Origin of the sequence: Chryseotalea sp. WA131a, from assembly GCA_025370075.1 — a bacterium.
GTDB lineage: Bacteria > Bacteroidota > Bacteroidia > Cytophagales > Cyclobacteriaceae > ELB16-189.
The window spans coordinates 4,133,689-4,156,506 of the sequence record CP073016.1 but is presented as its reverse complement, the minus strand read 5'-3'; the positions used below and the strand labels follow the sequence as shown (position 1 = coordinate 4,156,506).

Here is a 22,818-nt window from a genome sequence, read left to right as displayed (position 1 = left end):
AATAAAAAAAATGAGGAATAGAATCTAAAAAATCGCTTAAGACTTACTTTTTAACCCATGCAAAACCTAGTTGAGCAAAGTTAACTACGGTGGATGGTCTGTTTTCTATCTGGCCCCGTAGAAAGTAAGGTAATAGGAACACCTAACGATTTTTCTAATAAGTCGATGTAATCAGAAAGCTCTTTTGGCATTTTTGTTTCGGTGATGCCTTCTAGGGAAGTATTCCAACCCTTCACTTCCGTATAGATTGGTTCAATCTTTTCATGAACTAATTCATAGGGAATAGTTTCTGTAATTGAGCCATCCGCAAGTTTGTATTGTGTACAAATTTTAATGGTTGGAAAAATATTCAGAACATCGGCCTTCATCATCAAAAGTTGGGTAACACCATTTATCATGATGGAATATTTTAGGGATGGCAAATCAATCCAGCCGCATCTGCGTGGGCGGCCGGTAGTAGAGCCAAACTCGTTGCCTTGCTTGCGCATTTTCTCACCTTGCTCATCGAGCAATTCGGTTGGGAATGGTCCGCTGCCCACTCGCGTGCTGTAGGCTTTAAAGATTCCATAGACTTCACCTATATTACTTGGAGCAACACCTAGGCCAGTGCATGCGCCTGCTGTAACGGTGTTTGAACTGGTCACAAATGGGTAGCTGCCAAAATCTATGTCCAACAAAGAACCTTGAGCACCTTCGGCTAAAATAGTAGCGCCTTTTTTGATTTCATTGTTGATGAAATATTCGCTATCAATCAAATTGAATTGTTTGAGGAACTCGATGGCATCCATGAATTGAGCATGAAGCGAAGGCCAATCGTACACCACATCGTGGTTCTTCAAAATTTCAAAATGGATATCAATCAATTTATTGAATCTGTCTTTGAACTGAGGTGAAAGCACATCGCCTACGCGCAAACCTTGGCGGCCAATTTTATCTTGATAGGAAGGACCAATTCCTTTTAAGGTTGAACCGATTTTGTTCTCACCTTTTGCTTTTTCATAGGCTTGGTCGAGCAAACGATGAGTGGGAACGATGAGTGTAGCTTTTTTAGAAATAAAAAGATTTGCCTTTACATTGAGATTGTACTTCTGCAATTTTTCAATCTCTGTTTTAAAAACGATGGGGTCCAGCACTACTCCGTTGCCAATGATGTTTTTGGTCTTTTCCCTAAAGATGCCTGATGGAATTTGATGAAGCACGTGTTTGATACCATCAAACTCTAGTGTATGCCCCGCATTGGGGCCACCTTGAAAACGTGCCACCACATCGTATTTGGGTGCCAGCACGTCTACAATTTTTCCTTTTCCTTCATCGCCCCATTGGAGGCCGAGGAGTACATCTACTTTCATTATTTTAGGATTATTTCACGCAAAGACGATAAGAATTTATTTTTTAGAAATCGCTTCTTCTTCAGACTTAATGATGTGAAAAATAGCGTTGAGTTTGGTAATCACCAACAACTTTTTCACGCTCTCAGACGGGTTCATCAAATAGACTTCGCCTCCTTTGTTTCTGAATTTGGTGAGAATAGTGATGAGCACCCCAATGCCGCTGCTGTTGATGTAACGTAAATCTGAAATATCAATGATGCAAGTAAGCACTTGATGACCGACTACTTCGTTTACCACACCCACCAGTTTGGTGCCGCTGTCTTCTCCAATTAAATCTCCAGAGATGCGGAGGATGAGCGAGTTGTTTTTTATTTCTTGTGCAAAGTTCATATGATTTACTTTACTGTTTTGTTCAAAATTACCTTAAAGTTATTTGCGGTTCTCGCAATTGGGTCTGCTACAAGCAGCGTACAAAATTAAAGAATGGTGCATGACCTTAAAATGCAATAACTCGCCAACAGTGTTTTGAATGTTTTGAATGCGTGGATCGCAAAACTCCTTCACTTTGTGGCAATCGGTGCAAATGAGGTGGTCATGCTGACGATAGCCGTACGACTTTTCGTATTGCGCCAAGTTCTTTCCGAATTGATGTTTGCTTACCAAATCGCACTCCACCAATAAATCTAAAGTGTTATAAACGGTGGCGCGACTGACTCTATAATTTTTGTTTTTCATTTTGATGTAGAGTGATTCTACATCAAAATGGCCATCGGAGGAGTAGATTTCTTCCAATATGGCGTAGCGCTCGGGTGTTTTGCGAAGTTCTTTGTTCTCTAGGTAGGCGACAAATATCTGCTTTACTTCTTCGTATATCTTGGCGTTGAGCGGCATTGGTCGATTAAAGGGCAAATATATAAGGAAGAAGTTAGGATTGCGATTGGTATAGATTCGTAGAAATGCATTGCAAATCTAATAAATTTAAAATGGGTGGAGCTCGATTCTCTTTAGATAACCGAAATCAAATGGGTTATCCAAATATATTATTTCCTTTTCTAAATCATCAAAAACAACCATTAATCGATACCTATTTGCGTCTTTAATTCCATATTTATGTTCGTTTCTTGAAATATCAAAAAAAAGCCTGCCCTTTAAAAGCTTTCCTGTTGTTAGAAAGCCCGCAAAAGGATTAAGAGCGGACCCAGTAATGCCCTTATATCTTATTGGTACTGGTTTAGCATTTAAAAAGACACTATCAAGATTCTTTTGTGTCCATCTAGCAGCTTGTGAATAAATCAAATATGCCAATTCGCAAGATTTCAAAATTTCTTTCACGGAAAGGATATCTACGTCAGATAACCTGCACGGAATTAATAAAATATCTTGGGGAATAGCTGGTGTTTTCAAATTTACATTTGCCGAGTCTTTTCTCAATTCCTCATACATTTCTTCATAATTAGCAATTAAGAAAAGACCTTCAATCTCAAGCAACTCTTTAGCCTGAGCTTTTGCGTTAATGAAATTGGTCAACGTCATAAATACAAAGAGTATTCTAAATGCACGGGTCATAAGCTCTCTTTGGAACAGTATTTGATGGATTTATAGAGCCTGTTTTGTTTACTCTGCCTCTGTTACTTGATTCTAAGTTCATGTGATACTGAGTCCTTTCTAACCAAATTTGGCCAAGTTGAAATGATGTAAGGCCAGGATTCTCCTTAAATTTTTGCCTCATATCAGCCTCACCAAAGTTTAAAGCATTTGTAGCGATTACTGCTGCCTCTTCCTCACTGTAAACTAAATTTCCCTCCACATTATAAAATGGCAAACCAAAATACAAAACGGGAATTTCAACCTTTCGCACTGTTAAAGAACTTGTATTACCAAGTTTCGTCATAGCTAAGTCACAGTAGATATTGGTTAAAGCACCTTCTTGCCATAAGTTATTAGTAGTGACAGAAGAAAAACTAAAATTCCGTGGGCAGGTATACTCATCGTCTTCGTCTAACTGAATATCCCCACTTACGTCAGAGCTACCATCACTTGATGTCCCACCGTTATCTATACAATAAATACAGTCATCGCAGGTTGTATAAAGATAATCTTCTGTTACAGATCCATCGGACCAATAAGTGATTAAATACCAATCTGTACAGTTACCACCATTGTTTTGTCTTAAGTTTTTTTGAGATCCTGTCCCTTGGTTAAGGGAAATTAAAGATTTATTAAATTCAAGTCTCTCTTTGTTTAGATAAATAGCAGTTTCTTCTAAATCAAAATTAAGATTTCTGGTAACTATTGCTCCACTGTTTAATGAAACGCTTTCATTATTAAGAAAAGAGTTTGTTATTGTCAATAAGTCATTCTTTGCAACCTTTTCAAAGGAGCTTATCTCTATAACCATACTTTCTTCAGTTGGTGTGCCGAACTGATCAACTTTAGTGACCAATCGTCTGAAATAAGTTTCAACTCCATAAGTAACTCTCATATTCCTTTGGAGTGGAGTGAATACTAAAACCTCGTTATCCTTTAAGTATAAAAAATCACTCTCTGTCCATACGGGTTTAAAACCATTAACGGGGTTTACTTTTTCATATTGGTTAATTACCCTACTTAAATCAACAGTTGATTTTAAACTGTCTATATCAGTTTGAGAGCAAGCAAAGAGAATTGAAAAAAAGCAGAAGCAGCAAAATCTTTTCATACACTTTAGTTTATATATATACTATGTTACAAAAAAAAATAAATCAAAACATCACCCCTTCGAATCAAACCTGTTCACCTTTACCACGCCTTCTACCTTCTCGAGTTTTTCGATGAGCACTTCTAGGTGGCGCGTATCATTTACATAGAGCATAATTTCGCCACTGAAAATACCTTGGTCTGTTTTGAAGGAGAGGGAACTCATGTTTACTTTCAACTCTTCTGAAATTACTTTTGAAACATCGTTGATGAGGCCCACACGGTCAGTGCCGACTACGTTCAATCCCGTAAGGAACGAAACCTCGTATTGCGATGTCCACTTGGCTTTGATGACGCGGTTGCCATGGTTGGCCAACAATTCTGTGGCATTAGGGCAATTGGCGCGATGGATTTTGATGCCTTCATTCACGGTAACAAACCCAAATACGTCATCGCCTGGAATGGGCGTACAGCATTTTGCCAATTTGTATTCTACCACGTCCATGTCTTCGCCAATGAGCAAAATATCTTCGTAGCGGCCTTTGGCTTTGTTTAGTTCTTGCTCAATGGTTTTTACATCGCGCACTTCGCTGTGTTCTTGGCCTTTGAGTGGTGAGGATGGTTTGTATTCTTTGAATCGCTTTAAATCGTTGACGGTAATGGTGCCCATGCCCACCCTATAATTCAAATCAAGTTGACTGCTCACTTTAAAAAAATCGCGCATTTGCTCGAATACTTGGCTGTGGGCATCAATTTTTAACTGATTCATTTTTCGCAGCAACACCTCTTTGCCCGCTTCGGCAATTTTGCGTTTGCCTTCTTTGAGCAAATCTTTGATTTTTGATTTCGCCTTGGGGCTAATAACAAAGCGAAGCCAATCTTCGTTTGGTTTTTGTTTGGCGGAAGTAAGGATTTCTATTTGGTCGCCATTCTTTAATAGATGATTTATGGGCACCAATTTTTGGTTCACCTTCGCACCAATACATTTCGCGCCAATGTCGGTATGAATATCAAACGCAAAGTCGAGTGCGGTTGCACCCGTTGGCAAATTTTTCAGGTCACCCTTTGGGGTAAACACAAATATTTCTTCGCTGAATAAGTTGCCGCGAAAATCATCGACAAACTCAAGTGCGGTCAAGTCTTGCTTTTCTAATGTTTCGCGCACACGCACGAGCCATTTTTCCAAATTTGATTCGTATTTGGCTGCGTTGTCTTTATACTTCCAATGGGCGGCATATCCTTTCTCCGCAATCTCGTCCATCCGCAGCGTTCTGATTTGCACTTCAACCCATTGGCCATTTTTTGCCATCACTGTGGTATGCAACGATTCGTAGCCATTGGCTTTTGGGGTGCTTATCCAATCGCGCAATCGATCTGGATTTGGTGTGTAGTAATCGGTGACTACCGAATACACTTGCCAGCAAAATGACTTTTCTTGCTCTATTGGAATATCGATGATGATGCGAATGGCAAACAAATCATACACCTCCTCAAACGGAATGTTTTGCTTGCGCATTTTATTGTAAATAGAAAAAATGGACTTCGGCCGGCCTTTGATTTCGTACTTCACATTCAATTCGTCCAGTTCATCTTTAATCGGTTGGATAAACTGTTTAATGAATTTGTTTCGCGAGGCACGGGTGTCGTCAATCTTCCCGGAAATCTCGTTGTACACAGCACGATCGGTAAAGCGCAGGTACAAATCTTCCAACTCGGTTTTGATGGCATTCAGCCCTAAGCGATGCGCAAGCGGTGCATACAAATAAATGGTTTCGGAGGATACGCGCAGTTGTTTGTTGCGCGGCATGCTATCCAAGGTGCGCATGTTGTGCAGACGATCGGCCAGTTTAATCAAAATCACACGCACATCTTCCGATAGCGTGAACAACATTTTTCGGAAATTTTCGGCTTGCGCAGAAGTACCGTACTCAAATACTCCCCTTATCTTGGTAAGCCCGTCAATGATTTTGGCAATCTTCACTCCAAAAATCCCTTGCAAGTCGGCCAATTGAATATCGGTATCTTCCACAACATCGTGCAGCAGCGCAGAAATAATGGACGTGGTGCCGAGGCCAATTTCTTCCACACATATTTCGGCCACGCTTAGCGGATGAAAAATATACGGTTCCCCCGATTTTCTGCGCATGTTTTTGTGCGCCTCCATTGAAATGGTAAAGGCGCGCTTAATCAACTTAGCATCGCCATCTTTTAAAATAGGCTTTGCCAGGCGCAACAATCTGCGGTATCGGGCAATAATCTCCTTCTTCTCTTCTACTTCGTCAATTACCATTTTTGTATAGAATCATATTTTTTGTCGCCCAACCCCACTTTTTGCAAGAAATCCGCGATCAAAATCTTTTCAATTTTTGTTTTGGACTTTAATAATACTGAATAATATCTAAATTTGCGCTCCCTTTTTACAAAAAAGGCTTTTTTAGGTAATTAGGCGCATGTGGCGTAATTGGTAGCCGTGCCAGACTTAGGATCTGGTGCCGCAAGGCGTGGGGGTTCGAGTCCCTCCATGCGCACAAAAAAGTAGGCAGTTGGCAGTACGCAAGGGGCAAGATTGCCAATTGCAATTTGCTAACTGCCTATTTAGTTAATCTTAAATCTTTTGAATCACTAAAATTTTATTCCCTTGAACATTACACTTAACAAACAGAACAGCACGGAAGGCTCTTTAAGTATTGTACTTACTGAAACCGACTATCTGCCCAAGGTAGAAGAGAAAGTGAAAGACTATTCGCGCAAAGCGAGCATCAAAGGCTTTCGCCAAGGAAAAGTGCCGGCTGGGGTTATCAAAAAAATGTTTGGCAAGTCGATATTGGTGGAAGAAGTGAATCACTTGATTTCACATTCCATTTCGGACTACATCAAAAACAATAAACTAAAAGTGTTGGGCGACCCCATCCCCAATGAAGAAAAAGCACGCACCATCGATTGGGACAATCAAAAAGATTTTGAGTTTGAATTTCAAATCGGAATGGTGGAAGATTTTAAAGTAGACCTCTCTACAAAAGTAAAGGTAACTTCTCATCCTATTGAAATCGACCAAAAAGTGATTGACGAAACACTTACCGATATCAAAAGACGCTATGGTAAAGTTTCGTATCCGGAAGTAAGCGAAGCACAAGACAATTTGTTTGGTGAAATTTCGGTGAAAGGAAGTGAGGAGAAAAAGGGCTCTTATATATCGATTGAAAAAATTGAAAAGAAAGAGCAAAAGAAATTTATAGGCTTGAAGAAAGAGGAGGTGGTAGAATTTGAAGTGGAAAAGGCATTGGCCGATGAAGCGGAACGTGCCCGTGCACTCAACCTCTCAGAAGAAGAAGCGAAGCAAGCAAAAGGCACCTATGTGTTTACAGTAACCTCTGTGAGCCGTGTGGAAACTGCTGAACTGAACCAAGAATTGTTCGACAAAGTATTTGGATCCGAAGTAGTAAAAACGGAAGAGGAGTTTTTGAGCAAAATTAGAGAGACCATAACCGAAAACTACAAGCGCGAAACAGAACACCTGCTCGACCATGAGATTCAACATTATTTTGTTGACAATACCAAAATCAGCATGCCTGAAAATTTCTTAAAGACATGGCTAAAAAATACAAGCGCTGGTAAAGTAACGGACGAGGTATTGGAGAAAGAATTCAGCCAATACAAAGAATCACTCAAGTGGGATTTGATAAAAAACCAAATCACGGAAGAAAAGAGCATCACCGTAGAAGGGGATGAAGTGCGTGAGAAGGCCAAGAAACAAATCATCGAACAATTTGGGGGGGAGTCCATTGCAGCCCAGTTGGGTAGCAAACTGGATGACATTGCCAACAACTTCCTATCTGGCCAAGATGGCAAAGGCGAAAATTTTATGCGCATCTACAATCAATTGCGCCACGAAAAAATAATGAAAGTGGTAAAGGAAGCCATTACCATCAATGAAAAGAAGGTGAGCCTAGACGAGTTCAAGAAAATAGCAGCAAGCCATAATCATTAGTAGTAAAATACATAACTGAAAGAAAACAAAGGCTTATTCGCTTACCTCGCACTCGGTGCCGTGTGCATTATTTGGGGAACTACCTAGGTTTGTGCATTGGTGTTTCGCAGTTTCCGCCATTTCTCTTTTCCATTTTTCGATTTCTAACAGCCGCACCCATTCTAATTGTATTGGTTCTCGTTTCTAAAAAAGCAAATTCGTTCTCGAAATTTTACTGCAGCCATAATCAACACAGGTCGTACCCTCCCTCACCTCCCCATCAACTCCCCTATCGTTTTCAAGCCGTGCTCTACCTTTGAATTCCACGGTGTGCCGTAGCTGAGACGGAAGTAGTTGGAGAATTGAGAACCTTTCATGGAAAAGATTTGCCCCGGGGCAATGCCGATGTTGTGCTTCAATGCACGCTTGTGCAATTTATAGCCGTCCATTTTTTTGTTCATCTCCACCCACAGCACAAAGCCACCTTGCGGCCGACTGATTTTGGTGTCTTCCGGAAAATATTCTGTGATGGCCTGCAGGTATTGCAAACTTTGTGTGTGCAGTGCTTTGCGCAAATGGCGTAAGTGCAACTCATAGCGGCCGTTTTGCAAAAAGTGGGCAATGGAAACTTGCGCCAACGTGTTGGTAGAAATATTGTTCATGCGCTTGAGGCTGATCACTTTATCTTTGAACCGCCCCGGCACCGCCCACCCAATGCGGTAACCGGGTGCCAACGATTTTGAAAACGAACCACAGTGCAACACCAATCCTTTTTTATCAAATGATTTACAGGTGCGCGGCCGTGTTTTGCCAAAAAACATTTCGCCATAAATATCATCTTCAATCAAAGGAATTTCCTTCTTGGCGAGCATGTTCACCAATTGCTTTTTCTTTTCATCGGGAATGCAACTGCCCACGGGGTTGTTGAAGTTGGCCACAAACAAACATGCCTTGATTTTAAATTTGGGTATCGCACGCTCCAAATAATCCAAGTCGATGCCCGTTACCGGATTCGTTGGTATTTCCACCACGTTCAATCCCAAACTTTCCATCACTCGAAAAATTCCATAGTACGTGGGGCTTTCCGTAGCCACAGTGTCGCCCGGTTGTGTCACAGCTTTCAAACAAAGTGACAGCGCCTCCATGCAGCCAGCGGTTACAATCACATCTTGCTCGCTCAAGGCACCACCCCAATTAAAACTCAGCCGCGCGATTTGCTTGCGAAGCTGTTCGTTGCCTTGCACGTGCTCATACCCCAAGCAATGGTCAGCCTCGTGGTTCAATGAATACATCACCGACTTCTTCAATTTAGCAGTGGGCAGCAAACTTGGGTCGGGTGCACTCACCGAAAATGAAGTGATCTTCGTTGAACGCAAATCGTTGTACACACTCGTAATCATATCATCGAGTGTTACGGGCAGCACTTCGTTGGTTGGCTCGCAGCACGTAGGCAAATCAAATGTGTTTTGTGGCGAGAACTTTACGTAATAACCCGATTGCGGCCGTGCTTCAATAAGACCTTTGCTTTCTAAATGATAATAGGCTTGAAAAGCCGTACTCAAACTAATGCCTTGCTCTTTGCTGAGCGCCCGCACCGACAGCAGTTTGTCACCCAACTTCAATGTTTGCTTTTCGATGAGCGTTTCAATACGCTCCGCCACTTCATGATAAAGATGGTCGGGTTTTATGTCAAGTTCTGTTTCCATTGGTAAGTTCTAAAGTTTTAAGTTTCTAGTTCTTGGTTTAAAACTGATACGGTCAAAGATAATAAAACTGAAACTGTTATTCCAACGTATTTACCACCAGTTTTGTAAAGAATTTTAAAAAATACTACTTCGGTTATTACTACGCAGCTGTTTCTGCTTGGTCGATTAACCTTCGTAGTATAAACAGCAACAAGCAGGTTGAGCTTGGTGAGATGCCGCACTTAGTTGGCATAAAAATTCAACCACGCATATGAAAACTTTGTTAAGTGCTCTATTTTTTCTGCTCGCTGTCACTTCTTCGTTCGCTTTTACGGAGAAAGATTCTATTGAAGCCAAGAAAAAAGTATCGGCTGCGCATTGGCGTTTTACTACCCGACTGCATAGCCAAGGGATATTCGCGTATGGCGGTAGGTTGGGCAGCGAAAATCCGACATTCGATGTAAACTTTACCTATGACCGAAAGAAGTGGGGCTTTATGGCTTTCAAAGGATTGGACTTACAAGACCACAACACCTTCTACAATTTTGCCCTGATTGCATTGTACAAAAATTTCAAGGTCACCAACAAAATTACATTTACTCCCTATGTTGGTTCATTCTTGGAAGAATCCAACAGCATTGCCGATCATGGCTCGGATGTGGTGGCTATTATGGTGACGAGTATAAAACTTCATCCACGATGGACAGCCGAGCACATGAGCCTGTTGCCCAATCTGGTTTTCGCTCCCGAAGAAAGGGACTGGGTCAATCGACTGCGCTTGACTTACACGGGCAAACACTGGGATGTAGTTTCATCTGTATGGTGGAACAACCAAGTATTCGACCACTCATATTATTATACCACTGCCCTACATGTAGCATACAGTCGAATAAAAGTGAGCAACCACTTTTTCATGAGCTTTGGTTTCACAGGCTTGGCCATGCTTCATACTTCAGATGAAGAAGCCAATCCCACTAAAAACGGATTGATGTTTACGATTGCAGGGCAGTGGATTCATTAACTGATATGGTTAAAATACATAAAACTGAAACTGTTTTATTTGCGTATTATCAAGACATTTGAGCAACTTTTTACCACGATGCGAACAAGACGGAAAATTGTTTTGGTACTAGGGGTAGTGGTCGGAATCATTGCTTACCCGTTTCTAACATAAAACCAAAAAGTCATGACCACACATTTAGGCATTCATTATTTTTTGCAAGAGTTGAAAGTAGTATTGAGTGACAAGAATGGGGAAAAATTGCAGGTTTGTTTCCCCAGCAAATCTGCGGTGAAGAAGAAAGTGACTAAAAGGGCCCACTCCATTGAAAAGAACCCGTGGAGATTTTAGCTTAAGCTGGTTTAACGAAAATATTTTATTACACTTAAAACATAAATGAAAGAAAACAAAAACTTACTAGCTTACCTCGCACTTGGTGCCGTGTGCATTATTTGGGGAACCACCTACCTAGGTTTGCGCATTGGCGTTTCGCAGTTTCCGCCATTTCTCTTTTCCATTTTTAGATTTCTAACAGCCGGACCCATTTTAATTGTATTGGTTCTCGTTTCTAAAAAAGCAGCGTGGCCAAACAAAACAGTGTTGTTCAATCAAGCCATCAGCGGTTTGTTTATGGTAACGTTGGGCATCAGCGTGGTGGGTTGGTCAGAAATGTATATCTCTAGCGGTATGGCCGCCATCATCTGCTCGATGATGCCGATTTGGACGGTGCTTATCAATGTGGTTGTTACCAAAGATGAACAACCCAATTGGCTAATCATTTTAGGATTGGTGACAGGCCTTACAGGAATTGTGATGATTTTTGGCGAACACCTTTCTGAGTTTTCTAACTCAAATTATACCACTGGCATTGTGCTCACCTTCGCGGCCAATTTATGTTGGGCCATCGGTAGCATTTGGATCAAAAAGAAAAATACCGATAGCAATCCATTTATGAACGCAGGGTTGCAGATGCTCTTTGGCGGAATATTTTTAATTCCGTTGAGTTTATTGTTGGATGACTACAGCCGCATCCAATGGAACAGCTCCGTGATTTATTCCATGGCGTATATGTCGTTGGTGGGTTCGGTAACAGCGTACGCCTGTTATTCGTATGCTATTAAAAAATTACCAATGACATTGGTATCGCTCTACGCCTATATCAACCCGATTGTAGCTGTATTGCTTGGCTGGTTGGTTTTAAATGAAAAACTAAACCTTCGCGTTGGTTTGGCCATCGCACTCACCATTGCTGGGATTTACATTGTCAACAAAGGCTATCAGCTAAAAGTATTTAAAAAAACTCAAGCAACCATTTAAATAAATCATCATGGTTTTGGAAGAACTAAAAAAAGTTTTCGTCAAAGACTTACAAAAGTTGAAAGAAGAAATTTCACTTTACAAAAATGAAACCATCCTTTGGCAAGTGAAGCCGGGCATTACCAACTCGGCCGGTAATTTATGTTTGCACGTGGTGGGCAACCTCAATCACTATATTGGCACAACGCTGGGCAACACGGGTTACGTTCGCCATCGCGACCAAGAATTTGCACTGAAAGATATTCCCCAGCAGCAATTGATAAAGATGGTAGAAGAGACCATTACCATGATCGAGAAGGTATTGCCAAATATCAAAGATGATTCATTAGCAGAGGAATATCCAATTGTTGTTTTTAAGGACAAGATGACCACTGGCTATTTTCTTATTCACTTGGTTGGGCATTTGGGCTATCACCTAGGTCAAATCAATTATCACAGGAGGTTATTGGAGAATAGCTTTACTTAAAAATCATTTCTAAAATCTAACATCTCAAATCTCATATCTAACTTCTGACTCATGGAACTCAAAATCTATCAAGTAGACGCTTTCGCGGAAAAAGTTTTTTCAGGAAACCCTGCAGCCGTTTGCCCTTTGCAAGAATGGTTGCCAGCCGAAACAATGCAAAACATTGCCATGGAAAACTGTTTGGCCGAAACTGCATTTTACGTCAATGAAAAAGAGGGGCTTCGCATTCGATGGTTTACACCAACGGTGGAAGTTGACTTGTGTGGCCACGCTACATTGGCCACTGCCTTTGTTTTGTTTCATCACGAAAATTACCAAGGCGATAAAATTACCTTCAATTCACGGAGCGGGCCGTTGACAGTAGCAAAGTCTGGTGATACACTTACCTTAAATTTTCCTATCGATAGTTTGAAAGAAGTAGATTCCATTCCTGAATTGGAAGAAGGTCTTGGCGTGAAATCGCTAAAAACATTTAAAGGCAAAACCGATTACATGCTCGTGTATGAAAACGAAGACCAAATCCAACACATGAGCCCGGATTTTAAAATGATTGGAAAAGTGGAAGCACGGGGCATTATTGTGACCGCCAAAGGCAAAGCTGTTGATTTTGTCTCGCGGTTTTTTGGCCCTCAGTCGGGAGGTGATGAAGACCCCGTTACAGGTTCGGCTCACACATCACTCACACCGTACTGGGCAAAAGTGTTGAACAAAACAGAATTTACGGCACTGCAACTTTCCAAGCGAATTGGAAAACTGAAATGCAAATTGCTGGGCGATAGGGTGGAAATTAGCGGACAAGCGAAGTTGTATTTGGTTGGGAAGATTTTTATAAACTAACGCTCCGTCTCCTTTGTGCCAGTGGTTTTACCGCAGTGAAAACGGAGATACACAGAAGAAATTAAAAGACCCATCGATGAAAATTGAAAAAGCCACTCTCCATCACCTAGATTCCCTAGCTGTTCTATTCGACCACTATCGTGTGTTCTACAAAAAAGAATCGGATGTGGTATCAGCTAGAAATTTCTTACACGAGCGAATCGAGAAAAACGAATCGGTGATTTTTGTTTCGTTTGACGAGGCGAACGTGATGACGGGCTTCACGCAACTCTACCCGTTGTTTTCTTCCACGCGCATGAAACGACTTTGGTTGTTGAATGACCTATTTGTGGACGAACGCTTTCGCGGAAAAGGTTTTTCGATTGCACTGATTGAAAAGTCTAAAGAGTTGTGTTACCAAACAGGCGCATGCGGCTTGCTATTGGAAACTGCCAAGAGCAATACGATTGGAAATAATTTGTATCCGCGCACTAATTTTGTTTTGGACGAAGACCACAATTATTATAGCTGGGATGTTTAACTAGCAAATGATATAAGGTGAATGCACAAAGCTCATGCATTATCACAAAGTCACTAAATTTTGAAAAACAAATTCACTCAGTTATTAAAGTTGAATAAAAGAACAGCACCATGAACAACCAGCTCCAAAATGATTTAGATCAACTAAGTGTGTTGCTCGATAACGCAAAATTACAGAGTCTCCACTACCTGAACCACTTAGAGCATCGACCTACCTCGACACATCATACAGTAGAGTACAAAAAGAGTTTAACTGGGAATGGAATTGGTTCAATGGCCGCCCTACAAGAATTCAACCAACGGTTTGAACCTTTGATGGTGGCATCCTCTGGGTCACGCTACTGGGGTTTTGTGACTGGTGGTACTACGCCTGCTTCGATTGTAGGCGATTGGCTCACGAGCATCTACGATCAAAATTCACAAAACACAAAAGGCTATGGCGACATCTCTGCCAACATTGAAATCGAAACCATTTATTTGCTGTTGGATTTGTTTGGATTGCCACCAGATTTTTTTGGTGGGTTTGTAACGGGCGCCACCATGTCCAATTTCACATGCTTGGGAGTAGCGCGGCAATGGCTAGGCAAACAATTAGGAAAAGATTTTGCCAAAGAGGGAGTTTCGGGTTCAATAAAAATTCTTACCGCCACTCCGCATTCCTCCGCCCTCAAATCACTATCGATGTTGGGCATTGGCAGTAGCAACATCATCAAAATAAAAGTAGTGGAGGGAAACCGTGAAGCGATTGATATCGCTGAACTCGAAAATCATTTCAGTCAATTGAATGGTGAACCTTCCATTTTGATTTCAAGTGGCGGCACGGTGAACACCGTTGACTTCGATGATTTTGTGGCCATTGCCAAGCTAAAAGAAAAATACAATTTCTGGTGGCACATCGATGCAGCCTTCGGTGGATTTGCAGCATGCTCGCAGAGCCACAAACATTTACTCACGGGTTGGGAGTTGGCGGATAGCATTACCATTGATTGTCACAAGTGGCTGAACGTGCCCTACGAGAGTGCGGTATTCTTCGTGAAAGAAAAACACAATGTATTGCAAATTGAAACGTTTCAAAACTCAAATGCACCCTACTTGGGCAACCCATTTGAAAATTTTGATTACCTGAATTTCCTGCCCGAAAATTCCAGACGATTGAAAGCATTGCCTGCTTGGTTTTCGTTGGTGGCCTATGGCAGAAAGGGGATCCAAGAGATGGTGGAGAACAATATTCAGTTGGCACAACTGTTTGGAAAATCACTGGAGAAAGAAAATGCTTTTGAATTATTGGCTCCTGTGCGGTTGAATACCGTTTGTTTCACCTTGCATGGAGACGAAAATGAAACCAAGGTTCAGTTGTTTCTAAACAAGCTCAATGCAAGCGGAAAAGTATTTATGACTCCTACGGTTTATAAAGGAAGAAAAGGAATTCGAGCAGCATTTGTGAATTGGAGAACAACCGAAAAAGATGTAGCAATAGTTGTTGAATTGATGAAGATAATCTCGAAACAAATTTAAATACCAAACAGTAGCATGAATTTAGACAGTTCAATAAATTTTGGGATTACAAATTGGGATGAAGTCCCATCCGAAAGGCACGAAGGAGCAAGCGGGTATGCTACTTGGAAAGTGAAACAATTTGGTGCAATAAGAGTGCGAATGATGGAGTATTCCAAAAATTACCTAGCAGACCATTGGTGCGATAAGGGGCATATCATTTTCTGTGTAGAGGGCGAAATGGTTACCGAATTGAGAGATGGTCGAAAATTTACGTTGAAGAAAGGCATGTCTTATCAAGTAGGTGACCATGCGGATAGCCATCGAACAAAAAGTGATGGTGGTGTAAAACTTTTCATTGTTGATTAATTCTATATTCTGACTCCTAACTCCTATATTCTTTCTCCGACATGTACACCGCAAAAACAAATCGCAACGAAGACCAAGAAGAACTTTTGGAGTTCATTCGTCAAAATGGTTTCGGAATTTTAGTCAGTGAGGTAAATGGCAAGCCATGGGCAACGCATATCCCCATGTATCTTTCATCGGATGGAAAAATATTGACAAGTCATATTGCCCGCGGAAATCCCCAATGGAAAAGTTGGAATGAAACCACCGAAGTGCTGGCGATTTTCCAAGGGCCGCATGCCTACGTTTCTTCTTCGTGGTACGACCACGAAAATGTGCCCACGTGGAATTACATTGCCGTGCATGCCTATGGAACCATTCGCACTATTGAAGGTGAAGAATTGGTAAACGCGTTGAAGCATTTGGTGAACAAATATGAAAAAGCCTCTGAGCATCCGGTAACAGTAGAAGGCATGAGTGCGAAATTTTTAAATAACGAGATCCGCGGGATTGTAGCATTTGAAATGACCATCACCAAACTAGAGGCCGCGTATAAACTTTCGCAAAACCGCGATGATAAAAATCATGCAAACATCATTCAAGAATTAGAAAAAAGAGGCGACAATCAATCCATCCAGATTGCAAAAGAAATGAAGAGAGCGCGTTACAAAGAATAAGATCTTGCCACAGATGACACAGATTTACGCAGATTCCGGTTTTTGAATTATCGGTGTGAATCCGTTTCGAAAGTCAATAAACAAAAATTTAAAATCGTGAATCTGACATCTAAAATTATAATACCTTTACACCTAAATAAAAATCGCCATGACACTCACCGACTCCATATCAGTAGAACGCGTAAAGCAATCTCGGTTATCCGAAATTGATTTCAATAACTTAGGCTTTGGCAACCACATCAGCGACCACATGCTGGTGGCCGATTACAAAGATGAGCGTTGGCACGAAGCCAAAATTATGCCTTATGCCAACATGATGATGTCGCCAGCCATGCTCTCGTTGCATTATGGGCAATCTGTTTTTGAAGGCATGAAGGCGTTTAAAAATAGTGAAGGAGTCATTACTATTTTCCGACCCGAGCGTCACCACAAAAGATTGAACCGCTCGCTCGAGCGCATGTGCATGCCCCTTGTGAGCGAAGAATTTTTTGTCAATTCGCTGAGTGCATTGATTGAGGTGGATGCCGATTGGATACCCACCAACGAAGGCTCGTCTCTTTACTTGCGACCATTTGTATTTGCTTCAGAAGCCAAACTTGGTGTGAAGGTAGCCGATGAATATAAGTTTATTATTATGACCAGCCCTGTGGGGCCTTACTTTTCAAAGCCTGTAAAAGTAAAAGTAGAAGAACAATTTGTGCGCGCAGCCGAAGGTGGAACGGGTTTCGCCAAATGTGCCGGCAACTACGGTGGCGCATTTTACCCCACCATGTTGGCGCAAAAGCAAGGCTACGACCAAGTATTGTGGACGGACGCCAAAGACCATGCTTACATTGATGAATCAGGGGCGATGAATGTGATGTTTGTATTGAACGGAAAATTGGTGACACCCAAGCTCTCTACTTCCTTGCTCGATGGTGTTACACGCGATTCCATTTTAACCCTAGCTTCAAGTTTAGGAATAGAAAAAGAAGAGCGCAGAGTGAGCGTGGCAGAAATTGAAGAGGCCTTTAAGAACGGCACCATTACCGAAGCCTTTGGCGTGGGCACGGCCGCGGTGGTCTCTCAGATTGCCGTCATCAGCATACACGGAAAAGATTATTCATTACCTGCTATCGATAATTCTAGCTTCCAATTACGCGTGAAGAAAAAACTAAACGATATACGCATGGGAGTGGAGGCAGACGCGCATGGATGGAATTACGTTGTGAAGTAGTTCTTTAGCTCAGCGTTCGCGGCTGAACTAAAAAACTTTTTAAACCAGAATTTAATGAAAGCAGTTGTTTTCAAAGGGAAAGACATTCCTTTGGGGGTTATGGATTTTCCAAAACCCAAACCCACAAAAGACCAAGTAGTGGTGAAATTAAAAACGGCTGCCATCAATCACCGCGATTTGTGGGCAACACTCGAACAAGCTACGGTGCTGCATGCCAATGGTGTAGTGTTAGGCTCGGATGGATGCGGTGTGGTGGAAGAAGTAGGTAGCGATGTGGATCCCCAGTGGATAGGCGCTGAAGTAATTCTATTGCCAAGTTTGGATTGGGGTGCTAATCCGTTGGTGCAAGGAGATGCCTTTCGGATTTTAGGCAACCCTGACAACGGAACGTTTGCCGAATACATTGCCATTTCCAAAAAAAATATTTTTGAAAAGCCGGAGCAGCTCAGCGATGAAGAAGCTGCCGCTGTTCCGCTCGCGGCATTGACTGCCTATCGCGCACTGTTCAGCAAAGCGCGATTGCGTGCAAACGAAAAAGTGTTGATCACAGGCATTGGTGGTGGCGCTGCATTGTGGGCATTGCAACTGGCGGTGGCGTATCAGGCAAAAGTATCGGTCACATCGGGCAGTGAAGAAAAGTTAGCGAAAGCACAAGCACTGGGCGCTATCAAAACATATTCGTATAAAGATGCGGGCTGGGTTGACCAAGCAAAGAAAGATACCAACGGCTTTGATGTGATTATTGACAGTGCGGGCGGTGCAGACTTTGATAAATTGATTGAATTGGCGGCACCCGGTGGCCGCATTGTAAACTTTGGCAGAACGTCCGGGAGCACAGTCTCTTTTGATGCCCGAAAATTATTCTACAAGCAGCTCACTGTTTTTGGTACTACCATGGGCACACACGATGAATTTTTGTCGTTGCTGGAATTTATTGAGAGCCGAAAAGTAAAGCCTGTCATCGATCGGGTTTATCCTTTGGAAGATATCCAACAAGCTTTTGCACGCATGCAAGAAGGCTCTCAGTTTGGAAAAATCGTGGTGAGAATAGGAAAATAGTAGACTTTTTGGCACAAATAGAGGTATTTCAATACCAAAAGAGGGTTTCCTAACTGAACTATTCTGCGCTCCCTAGCAAAGGAGTAAAGTGTCTATAGCAGTTTATTTCAATTGCCCCCTACAAACAACTATTAGCTTTTTAATTTAAAATATCCCTATATTTGAAGTGTTAATGAAGTAACCCACCTGAAATAGCTCACTCTGTGAGCATATGGAAAGCCTGGCCTTATTGATTTAGCAAGAACATTTTATCACTTAATTTTTAAAACACAAATGAACATTTATGTAGCCAACATTCCCTGGAAGGCAACCGAGGAACAATTGAAGCAGTTATTCTCTGAGTACGGAGAAGTAAGCTCTGCGAAAATCATCATGGACAAAGTTACACAGCGCAGCCGTGGCTTTGGTTTTGTAGAAATGGCAGACGACACTGCAGGAAGATCAGCGGTAAACCAACTGAACGGTGCTGACTTTATGGGCAAGAACCTTGTAGTAAACGAGGCCCGTCCTCGCGAAGAAGGTGGCAACAGCCGTGGCGGTGGCCGTGGCGGTTACGGTAGAAGAAACGATTAATCACTGATTGAAGATATTCTACTTACATGCCTCTGCTGAAAAGCAGGGGCATTTTTTTTAGGGGCTTTCTATGCAGTGTGGGGAATAGGAGGGCTTAAAAATGTAGCCCAGCGAAATGTTAAGCGCGACCTGATATCGAATCAGTTAGGACTAACTTTGTAGATGTTTAAAGTTTACCACCTACACCCTTATACTTCTCCACAAATGAGGTCAACTTTTGAAAAACACTTTGCTTCTTAGTCAAATATTGAGGATTTAAAGGACTCATTTTCGGTAGGAGAGCATTCAATTCCGTTCCGTTTTCACTTGCATATTCTCGCTTTAAAGAAGTTGTTATGTAACGCTTCGCTTCTTCAATATTTAGATTTTCTTCTGAGATTAATTCTAATGCTTCAGCTTTCTGTTTGCTTTGCGCATATGCAAAGAATGTATCAATAACATTTGCTTTATCTTGAAGGGTATCGAGATCGGTTTCGTTAATAAAATCAACCACCAAACTCTCCTTTGCTCTATTGCCTACACTGGCTCGAATAACCCTTCGAATTTCTGTTATTAATGAATCCTTGTCTTTTGTTTTCTTGTTATGCTCAAAAATCAATTCAAGAATATAATCAAGGTTTATTTCTTGTGATTTTAATAAGTCAACCTCAAATACTACATCGTCCCAGTCGATTGTAGATTCTTCTGATTCTTTACCGCTTTTTTCACGTCTTAACCAGTCACGTATATCATTATAAGTGGAACGGTAATCCTGAACTGTCCTTTCTTTGAGCAATTCAATTTTTTGCATTGCGGCAATATCCTCCTCTGTTAAAAAATTAGCTTTTCTAAATTCCTCAACAGCGGCTGGTTCATTTTTGTCTAATGCCTGAAAAGCTTTTAGGTGGTTGAACTCATCGTAATTCTGGAGTATGTTTTCTACTCGTAAATATTCTCCGAATAACTTAGCGAATTCTTTTTTGTCTTTCTCTTTTACAATATCGTCAGGGTTAGGAAATTTCTCATTTAACTCTTTTACTACTTCAACATACCCTCTGCGCGCTTCACCGGTAACAATGTCTGTAAAGCCCTGTAAATATTCTTTGTAGCTCTTTTCAAGAACAACATTCTTCGTATTGCTGTCACCGAAAAGCGTAATAGCGTCAATTGTTGCTTTTTCTAAATCTCTGAATGTAACAATATTACCAAATGTCTTGGTGGCATCATAAATACGATTGGTGCGTGAAAAAGCTTGTATTAAACCGTGATAACGCAAATTCTTGTCAACAAAAAGTGTATTGAGCGTTGGTGCATCAAACCCTGTGAGGAACATCCCGACCACAATGATAAGATCAACCTCTTTACTCTTAACTCGCTTGGCAAGGTCACGATAGTAATTCTGAAACTCATTACTATCAACGCCATAACTGGTTTTAAATATAGCGTTATAATCATTGATGGCTTTGGTTAAGAACTCTTTAGCGCTGATGTCCATTGCCGAAGGTTCGAAATTTTCATCTACTATTTCACCAATTGCACCTTGTTCTTCATTGGCTGCAAAAGAAAAGATTGTTGCAATCTTTAAAGGTTTATCGCTACTTTTTTGAAGATTGTTTAGTTCCTCGTAATAGCATTTAGCTGCATCAACACTACTAACGGCAAATATGGCATTGAAGCCTTTGTTACTTCCTTGTGTTCGGTGCGCTTTAATCCTGAAATTCTGTAAGATGTATTGAGAAACTTCATTTATTCGAGCAGGATGGAGTAACGCTTTTTTGTTTTCATACGCACTTAGTTTCTTCTCATCAATTTCTGTTTCAATACTTTTAAACTGTGGACGTACATCATTATAATCCACTTTAAATTTCAGCACCTTCTCGTCTCTAATGGCATCCGTAATTACATACGAGTGTAATTCACGACCGAATACACTTGCTGTTGTCTCGGCACCTAAAGCGTTTTGTGGAAAGATAGGCGTACCTGTAAAACCAAATTGATAGAACTTTTTAAACTTCTTTTTCAAGTTCTTTTGAGCTTCACCAAATTGCGAACGGTGGGCTTCATCAAAAATGAAAACCACTTGCTTTTGATAGATGGCTAAATCACCTTCACTTTTCATAAGGTTATTTAGCTTTTGTATTGTAGTAACAATAATTTTATTGTCGTCCTTTTCAATGTTTCTTTTTAACCCTGCCGTGCTATCAGAGCCATTCACACTATCAGGAGAAAAACGCTGATACTCCTTCATGGTTTGAAAGTCTAAATCTTTACGATCTACTACAAAGAATACCTTATCAATGAAATCGAGCTGCGTTGCTAAACGTGCTGCTTTAAAACTTGTGAGGGTTTTGCCTGAACCTGTGGTGTGCCAGATGTAACCGCCTCCGTCTGTGTCCGACCATTTTTTTGATTGAAAAGAACTTTCAATTTTCCATAAAATTCTTTCTGTTGCTGCAATTTGATACGGTCTCATCACTAGCAGCGTATCGCTGGTATCAAAAACAGAATACTTTAATAACACTTCCAAAAGTGTTTTTTTCTGAAAGAATGTTGCGGTAAAATCTTTAAGGTCTTTAATCAATGTATTGTCCGCCTTTGCCCAATTCATGGTGAAGTCAAAACTGTTTTTGTTTCGCTCTACCGTATTTGCAAAATAGCGGCTGTCAGTACCATTTGATATGACAAAAATCTGAACGTATCTATAAAGCGAGTTCTTTGCGTTAAAACTTTCCTTTGAATATCTATGTACTTGATTAAACGCTTCGCGGATGGCAACGCCACGTTTTTTTAGTTCCACCTGAACTAAGGGCAATCCATTTACTAAAATGGTTACATCATACCGATTAGCATGCGCTCCTTTCTGTTCAAATTGTGAAATCACCTGAACTTTATTCCGTGCAACATTCCTTTTATCTACTAAGTAGATGTTTTGGATATGACCATCATCAAAAACGAAATCGTGTATATAGTTGTCGTGTATCTTTCTTGTTTTCTCAACAAGGTTATCGCTTGGCTTGTCTAAATACTCTTCAACAAAACGAGCCCACTCTCCCTCCGAAAATGTTACATTGTTAAGCGATTGAAGCTGAACTCTTATATTCGACAACATGGCCTCAGGCGTATTGAGGTTTATGGGATTTTCATACCCTTGATTGATTAGGTCTTGAATAAATTCCTTCTCCAATGCAGCCTCTGTTTGATAAACTGCTGGTGCCTCATTTACTTCCAAATACTTGGTGAATTTATCCAGTACGATGAAGTTATTTGATTCGGCTATGGTTTTGTACATAATGATTAATTGTCAATTCTTATTGGTTAATGTTGGCTTTGGTGGTTTTGATGATGGTAGTGATTAATTTGATTACTTCTGTTGCATCAGCATTAATGCTTTCAAATTGTTCTCGTGTTAAACAATCAGTTGTCTTTAATAGTTCAAGCCAATAAATAGTTTCATTTATTTCCTTTTGAGCAATTGCCATTTTATGCTTAAAATCTAATTTTGATTCGGCATGTTCTGCTTCCCGAATCATGGCTCCCACGCTTGTACCCGAGCGTAATAACTGCTTTGATAAAATAAATTCTTTTTTCTGCTCACACAAATATTGATACAACTTCACTATCCGCACTGCAAACCCAAAACTTTTATTTTTTACAATATTCTCTTTCATCATGTA

At 40.9% G+C, this 22,818-nt stretch carries 22 protein-coding genes and 1 tRNA gene; 14 read left to right on the top strand and 9 right to left on the bottom strand.

All coding sequences use genetic code 11. The features are described from left to right. Positions 1-80 precede the first annotated feature (80 nt). From KA713_18995 to KA713_18970, 6 genes are all read right to left on the bottom strand, one after another. Complete coding sequence (locus tag KA713_18995) at positions 81-1,349, bottom strand: adenylosuccinate synthase (protein ID UXE66509.1); 1,269 nt, start codon at positions 1,347-1,349, stop codon at positions 81-83. Positions 1,350-1,385: 36 nt separating this feature from the next. Beyond that, positions 1,386-1,721, bottom strand: coding sequence for an STAS domain-containing protein (locus KA713_18990; GenBank protein UXE66508.1), 336 nt, complete (start codon positions 1,719-1,721; stop codon positions 1,386-1,388). 39 nt (positions 1,722-1,760) lie between these two features. After that, positions 1,761-2,222 (bottom strand): transcriptional repressor, encoded by a 462-nt coding sequence (locus KA713_18985; GenBank protein UXE66507.1) that lies wholly within the window; start codon positions 2,220-2,222, stop codon positions 1,761-1,763. A gap of 87 nt (positions 2,223-2,309) precedes the next feature. Beyond that, positions 2,310-2,897 (bottom strand): hypothetical protein, encoded by a 588-nt coding sequence (locus KA713_18980; protein UXE66506.1) that lies wholly within the window; start codon positions 2,895-2,897, stop codon positions 2,310-2,312. Next, positions 2,881-4,029: a hypothetical protein gene (locus KA713_18975; protein ID UXE66505.1), complete on the bottom strand. Its 1,149-nt coding sequence runs from the start codon at positions 4,027-4,029 to the stop codon at positions 2,881-2,883. Before KA713_18975 ends, KA713_18980 begins: the two co-directional genes overlap by 17 nt. Positions 4,030-4,080: 51 nt before the next feature. Beyond that, positions 4,081-6,297, bottom strand: a complete 2,217-nt coding sequence (locus KA713_18970; protein UXE66504.1) for a bifunctional (p)ppGpp synthetase/guanosine-3',5'-bis(diphosphate) 3'-pyrophosphohydrolase — start codon at positions 6,295-6,297, stop codon at positions 4,081-4,083. A gap of 156 nt (positions 6,298-6,453) precedes the next feature. On the opposite strand from KA713_18970, the gene KA713_18965 reads away from it, so the two are divergent. Both KA713_18965 and KA713_18960 read left to right on the top strand, forming a co-directional pair. Continuing rightward, positions 6,454-6,535 (top strand) — tRNA-Leu (locus tag KA713_18965). A gap of 104 nt (positions 6,536-6,639) precedes the next feature. After that, positions 6,640-7,995 (top strand): trigger factor, encoded by a 1,356-nt coding sequence (locus tag KA713_18960; GenBank protein ID UXE69194.1) that lies wholly within the window; start codon positions 6,640-6,642, stop codon positions 7,993-7,995. Positions 7,996-8,243: 248 nt separating this feature from the next. Here the strand turns inward: KA713_18960 and KA713_18955 are convergent, their stop codons facing one another. Next, positions 8,244-9,680 carry a PLP-dependent aminotransferase family protein gene (locus KA713_18955; protein ID UXE66503.1) on the bottom strand — a complete coding sequence of 479 codons (1,437 nt, stop codon included), beginning with the start codon at positions 9,678-9,680 and terminating at the stop codon, positions 8,244-8,246. Between the two features lie 250 nt (positions 9,681-9,930). Here KA713_18955 and KA713_18950 point away from each other — a divergent pair, with 250 nt between their 5' ends. The 12 genes from KA713_18950 (at position 9,931) to KA713_18895 (ending at position 19,165) form a co-directional block, all read left to right on the top strand. Next, positions 9,931-10,680, top strand: coding sequence for a hypothetical protein (locus tag KA713_18950; GenBank protein UXE66502.1), 750 nt, complete (start codon positions 9,931-9,933; stop codon positions 10,678-10,680). A gap of 165 nt (positions 10,681-10,845) precedes the next feature. Then, positions 10,846-11,010 (top strand): hypothetical protein, encoded by a 165-nt coding sequence (locus KA713_18945; protein ID UXE66501.1) that lies wholly within the window; start codon positions 10,846-10,848, stop codon positions 11,008-11,010. Positions 11,011-11,055: 45 nt separating this feature from the next. Continuing rightward, positions 11,056-11,976 (top strand): EamA family transporter, encoded by a 921-nt coding sequence (locus KA713_18940; protein ID UXE66500.1) that lies wholly within the window; start codon positions 11,056-11,058, stop codon positions 11,974-11,976. A 10-nt stretch (positions 11,977-11,986) separates the two neighbouring features. After that, positions 11,987-12,442: a DUF1572 family protein gene (locus KA713_18935; protein UXE66499.1), complete on the top strand. Its 456-nt coding sequence runs from the start codon at positions 11,987-11,989 to the stop codon at positions 12,440-12,442. 51 nt (positions 12,443-12,493) lie between these two features. Beyond that, positions 12,494-13,279 (top strand): PhzF family phenazine biosynthesis protein, encoded by a 786-nt coding sequence (locus KA713_18930; protein ID UXE66498.1) that lies wholly within the window; start codon positions 12,494-12,496, stop codon positions 13,277-13,279. Positions 13,280-13,355: 76 nt separating this feature from the next. Beyond that, the gene (locus tag KA713_18925) at positions 13,356-13,799 is read left to right on the top strand and encodes a GNAT family N-acetyltransferase (protein ID UXE66497.1); all 444 of its coding nucleotides are present in this window, start codon (positions 13,356-13,358) and stop codon (positions 13,797-13,799) included. A gap of 110 nt (positions 13,800-13,909) precedes the next feature. Further along, positions 13,910-15,313 (top strand): aspartate aminotransferase family protein, encoded by a 1,404-nt coding sequence (locus KA713_18920; GenBank protein ID UXE66496.1) that lies wholly within the window; start codon positions 13,910-13,912, stop codon positions 15,311-15,313. Positions 15,314-15,328: 15 nt separating this feature from the next. Then, a complete protein-coding gene (locus KA713_18915) occupies positions 15,329-15,661 on the top strand; it encodes a DHCW motif cupin fold protein (GenBank protein UXE66495.1) in 333 nt (110 codons plus the stop codon). Positions 15,662-15,702: 41 nt separating this feature from the next. Continuing rightward, positions 15,703-16,317 (top strand): FMN-binding negative transcriptional regulator, encoded by a 615-nt coding sequence (locus KA713_18910; protein UXE66494.1) that lies wholly within the window; start codon positions 15,703-15,705, stop codon positions 16,315-16,317. A gap of 148 nt (positions 16,318-16,465) precedes the next feature. Further along, the gene (locus tag KA713_18905) at positions 16,466-17,533 is read left to right on the top strand and encodes a branched-chain amino acid aminotransferase (GenBank protein ID UXE66493.1); all 1,068 of its coding nucleotides are present in this window, start codon (positions 16,466-16,468) and stop codon (positions 17,531-17,533) included. A 54-nt stretch (positions 17,534-17,587) separates the two neighbouring features. Next, the gene (locus KA713_18900) at positions 17,588-18,592 is read left to right on the top strand and encodes a zinc-binding dehydrogenase (GenBank protein ID UXE66492.1); all 1,005 of its coding nucleotides are present in this window, start codon (positions 17,588-17,590) and stop codon (positions 18,590-18,592) included. Between the two features lie 273 nt (positions 18,593-18,865). Further along, positions 18,866-19,165 carry an RNA-binding protein gene (locus KA713_18895; GenBank protein UXE66491.1) on the top strand — a complete coding sequence of 100 codons (300 nt, stop codon included), beginning with the start codon at positions 18,866-18,868 and terminating at the stop codon, positions 19,163-19,165. 166 nt (positions 19,166-19,331) lie between these two features. Here KA713_18895 and KA713_18890 read toward each other — a convergent pair whose 3' ends face one another. Together KA713_18890 and KA713_18885 are read right to left on the bottom strand one after the other, a co-directional pair. Then, positions 19,332-22,433 carry a type I restriction endonuclease subunit R gene (locus tag KA713_18890; protein UXE66490.1) on the bottom strand — a complete coding sequence of 1,034 codons (3,102 nt, stop codon included), beginning with the start codon at positions 22,431-22,433 and terminating at the stop codon, positions 19,332-19,334. Positions 22,434-22,452: 19 nt separating this feature from the next. After that, complete coding sequence (locus KA713_18885; protein UXE69193.1) at positions 22,453-22,812, bottom strand: four helix bundle protein; 360 nt, start codon at positions 22,810-22,812, stop codon at positions 22,453-22,455. Positions 22,813-22,818 lie beyond the last annotated feature (6 nt).

Coding starts and splice junctions, on each gene's coding strand:
- KA713_18995 (UXE66509.1), bottom strand. CDS start 1,349: ATGAAAGTAGATGTACTCCTCGGCCTCCAATGGGGCGATGAAGGAAAA.
- KA713_18990 (UXE66508.1), bottom strand. CDS start 1,721: ATGAACTTTGCACAAGAAATAAAAAACAACTCGCTCATCCTCCGCATC.
- KA713_18985 (UXE66507.1), bottom strand. CDS start 2,222: ATGCCGCTCAACGCCAAGATATACGAAGAAGTAAAGCAGATATTTGTC.
- KA713_18980 (UXE66506.1), bottom strand. CDS start 2,897: ATGACCCGTGCATTTAGAATACTCTTTGTATTTATGACGTTGACCAAT.
- KA713_18975 (UXE66505.1), bottom strand. CDS start 4,029: ATGAAAAGATTTTGCTGCTTCTGCTTTTTTTCAATTCTCTTTGCTTGC.
- KA713_18970 (UXE66504.1), bottom strand. CDS start 6,297: ATGGTAATTGACGAAGTAGAAGAGAAGAAGGAGATTATTGCCCGATAC.
- KA713_18955 (UXE66503.1), bottom strand. CDS start 9,680: ATGGAAACAGAACTTGACATAAAACCCGACCATCTTTATCATGAAGTG.
- KA713_18950 (UXE66502.1), top strand. CDS start 9,931: ATGAAAACTTTGTTAAGTGCTCTATTTTTTCTGCTCGCTGTCACTTCT.
- KA713_18945 (UXE66501.1), top strand. CDS start 10,846: ATGACCACACATTTAGGCATTCATTATTTTTTGCAAGAGTTGAAAGTA.
- KA713_18940 (UXE66500.1), top strand. CDS start 11,056: ATGAAAGAAAACAAAAACTTACTAGCTTACCTCGCACTTGGTGCCGTG.
- KA713_18935 (UXE66499.1), top strand. CDS start 11,987: ATGGTTTTGGAAGAACTAAAAAAAGTTTTCGTCAAAGACTTACAAAAG.
- KA713_18930 (UXE66498.1), top strand. CDS start 12,494: ATGGAACTCAAAATCTATCAAGTAGACGCTTTCGCGGAAAAAGTTTTT.
- KA713_18925 (UXE66497.1), top strand. CDS start 13,356: ATGAAAATTGAAAAAGCCACTCTCCATCACCTAGATTCCCTAGCTGTT.
- KA713_18920 (UXE66496.1), top strand. CDS start 13,910: ATGAACAACCAGCTCCAAAATGATTTAGATCAACTAAGTGTGTTGCTC.
- KA713_18915 (UXE66495.1), top strand. CDS start 15,329: ATGAATTTAGACAGTTCAATAAATTTTGGGATTACAAATTGGGATGAA.
- KA713_18910 (UXE66494.1), top strand. CDS start 15,703: ATGTACACCGCAAAAACAAATCGCAACGAAGACCAAGAAGAACTTTTG.
- KA713_18905 (UXE66493.1), top strand. CDS start 16,466: ATGACACTCACCGACTCCATATCAGTAGAACGCGTAAAGCAATCTCGG.
- KA713_18900 (UXE66492.1), top strand. CDS start 17,588: ATGAAAGCAGTTGTTTTCAAAGGGAAAGACATTCCTTTGGGGGTTATG.
- KA713_18895 (UXE66491.1), top strand. CDS start 18,866: ATGAACATTTATGTAGCCAACATTCCCTGGAAGGCAACCGAGGAACAA.
- KA713_18890 (UXE66490.1), bottom strand. CDS start 22,433: ATGTACAAAACCATAGCCGAATCAAATAACTTCATCGTACTGGATAAA.
- KA713_18885 (UXE69193.1), bottom strand. CDS start 22,812: ATGAAAGAGAATATTGTAAAAAATAAAAGTTTTGGGTTTGCAGTGCGG.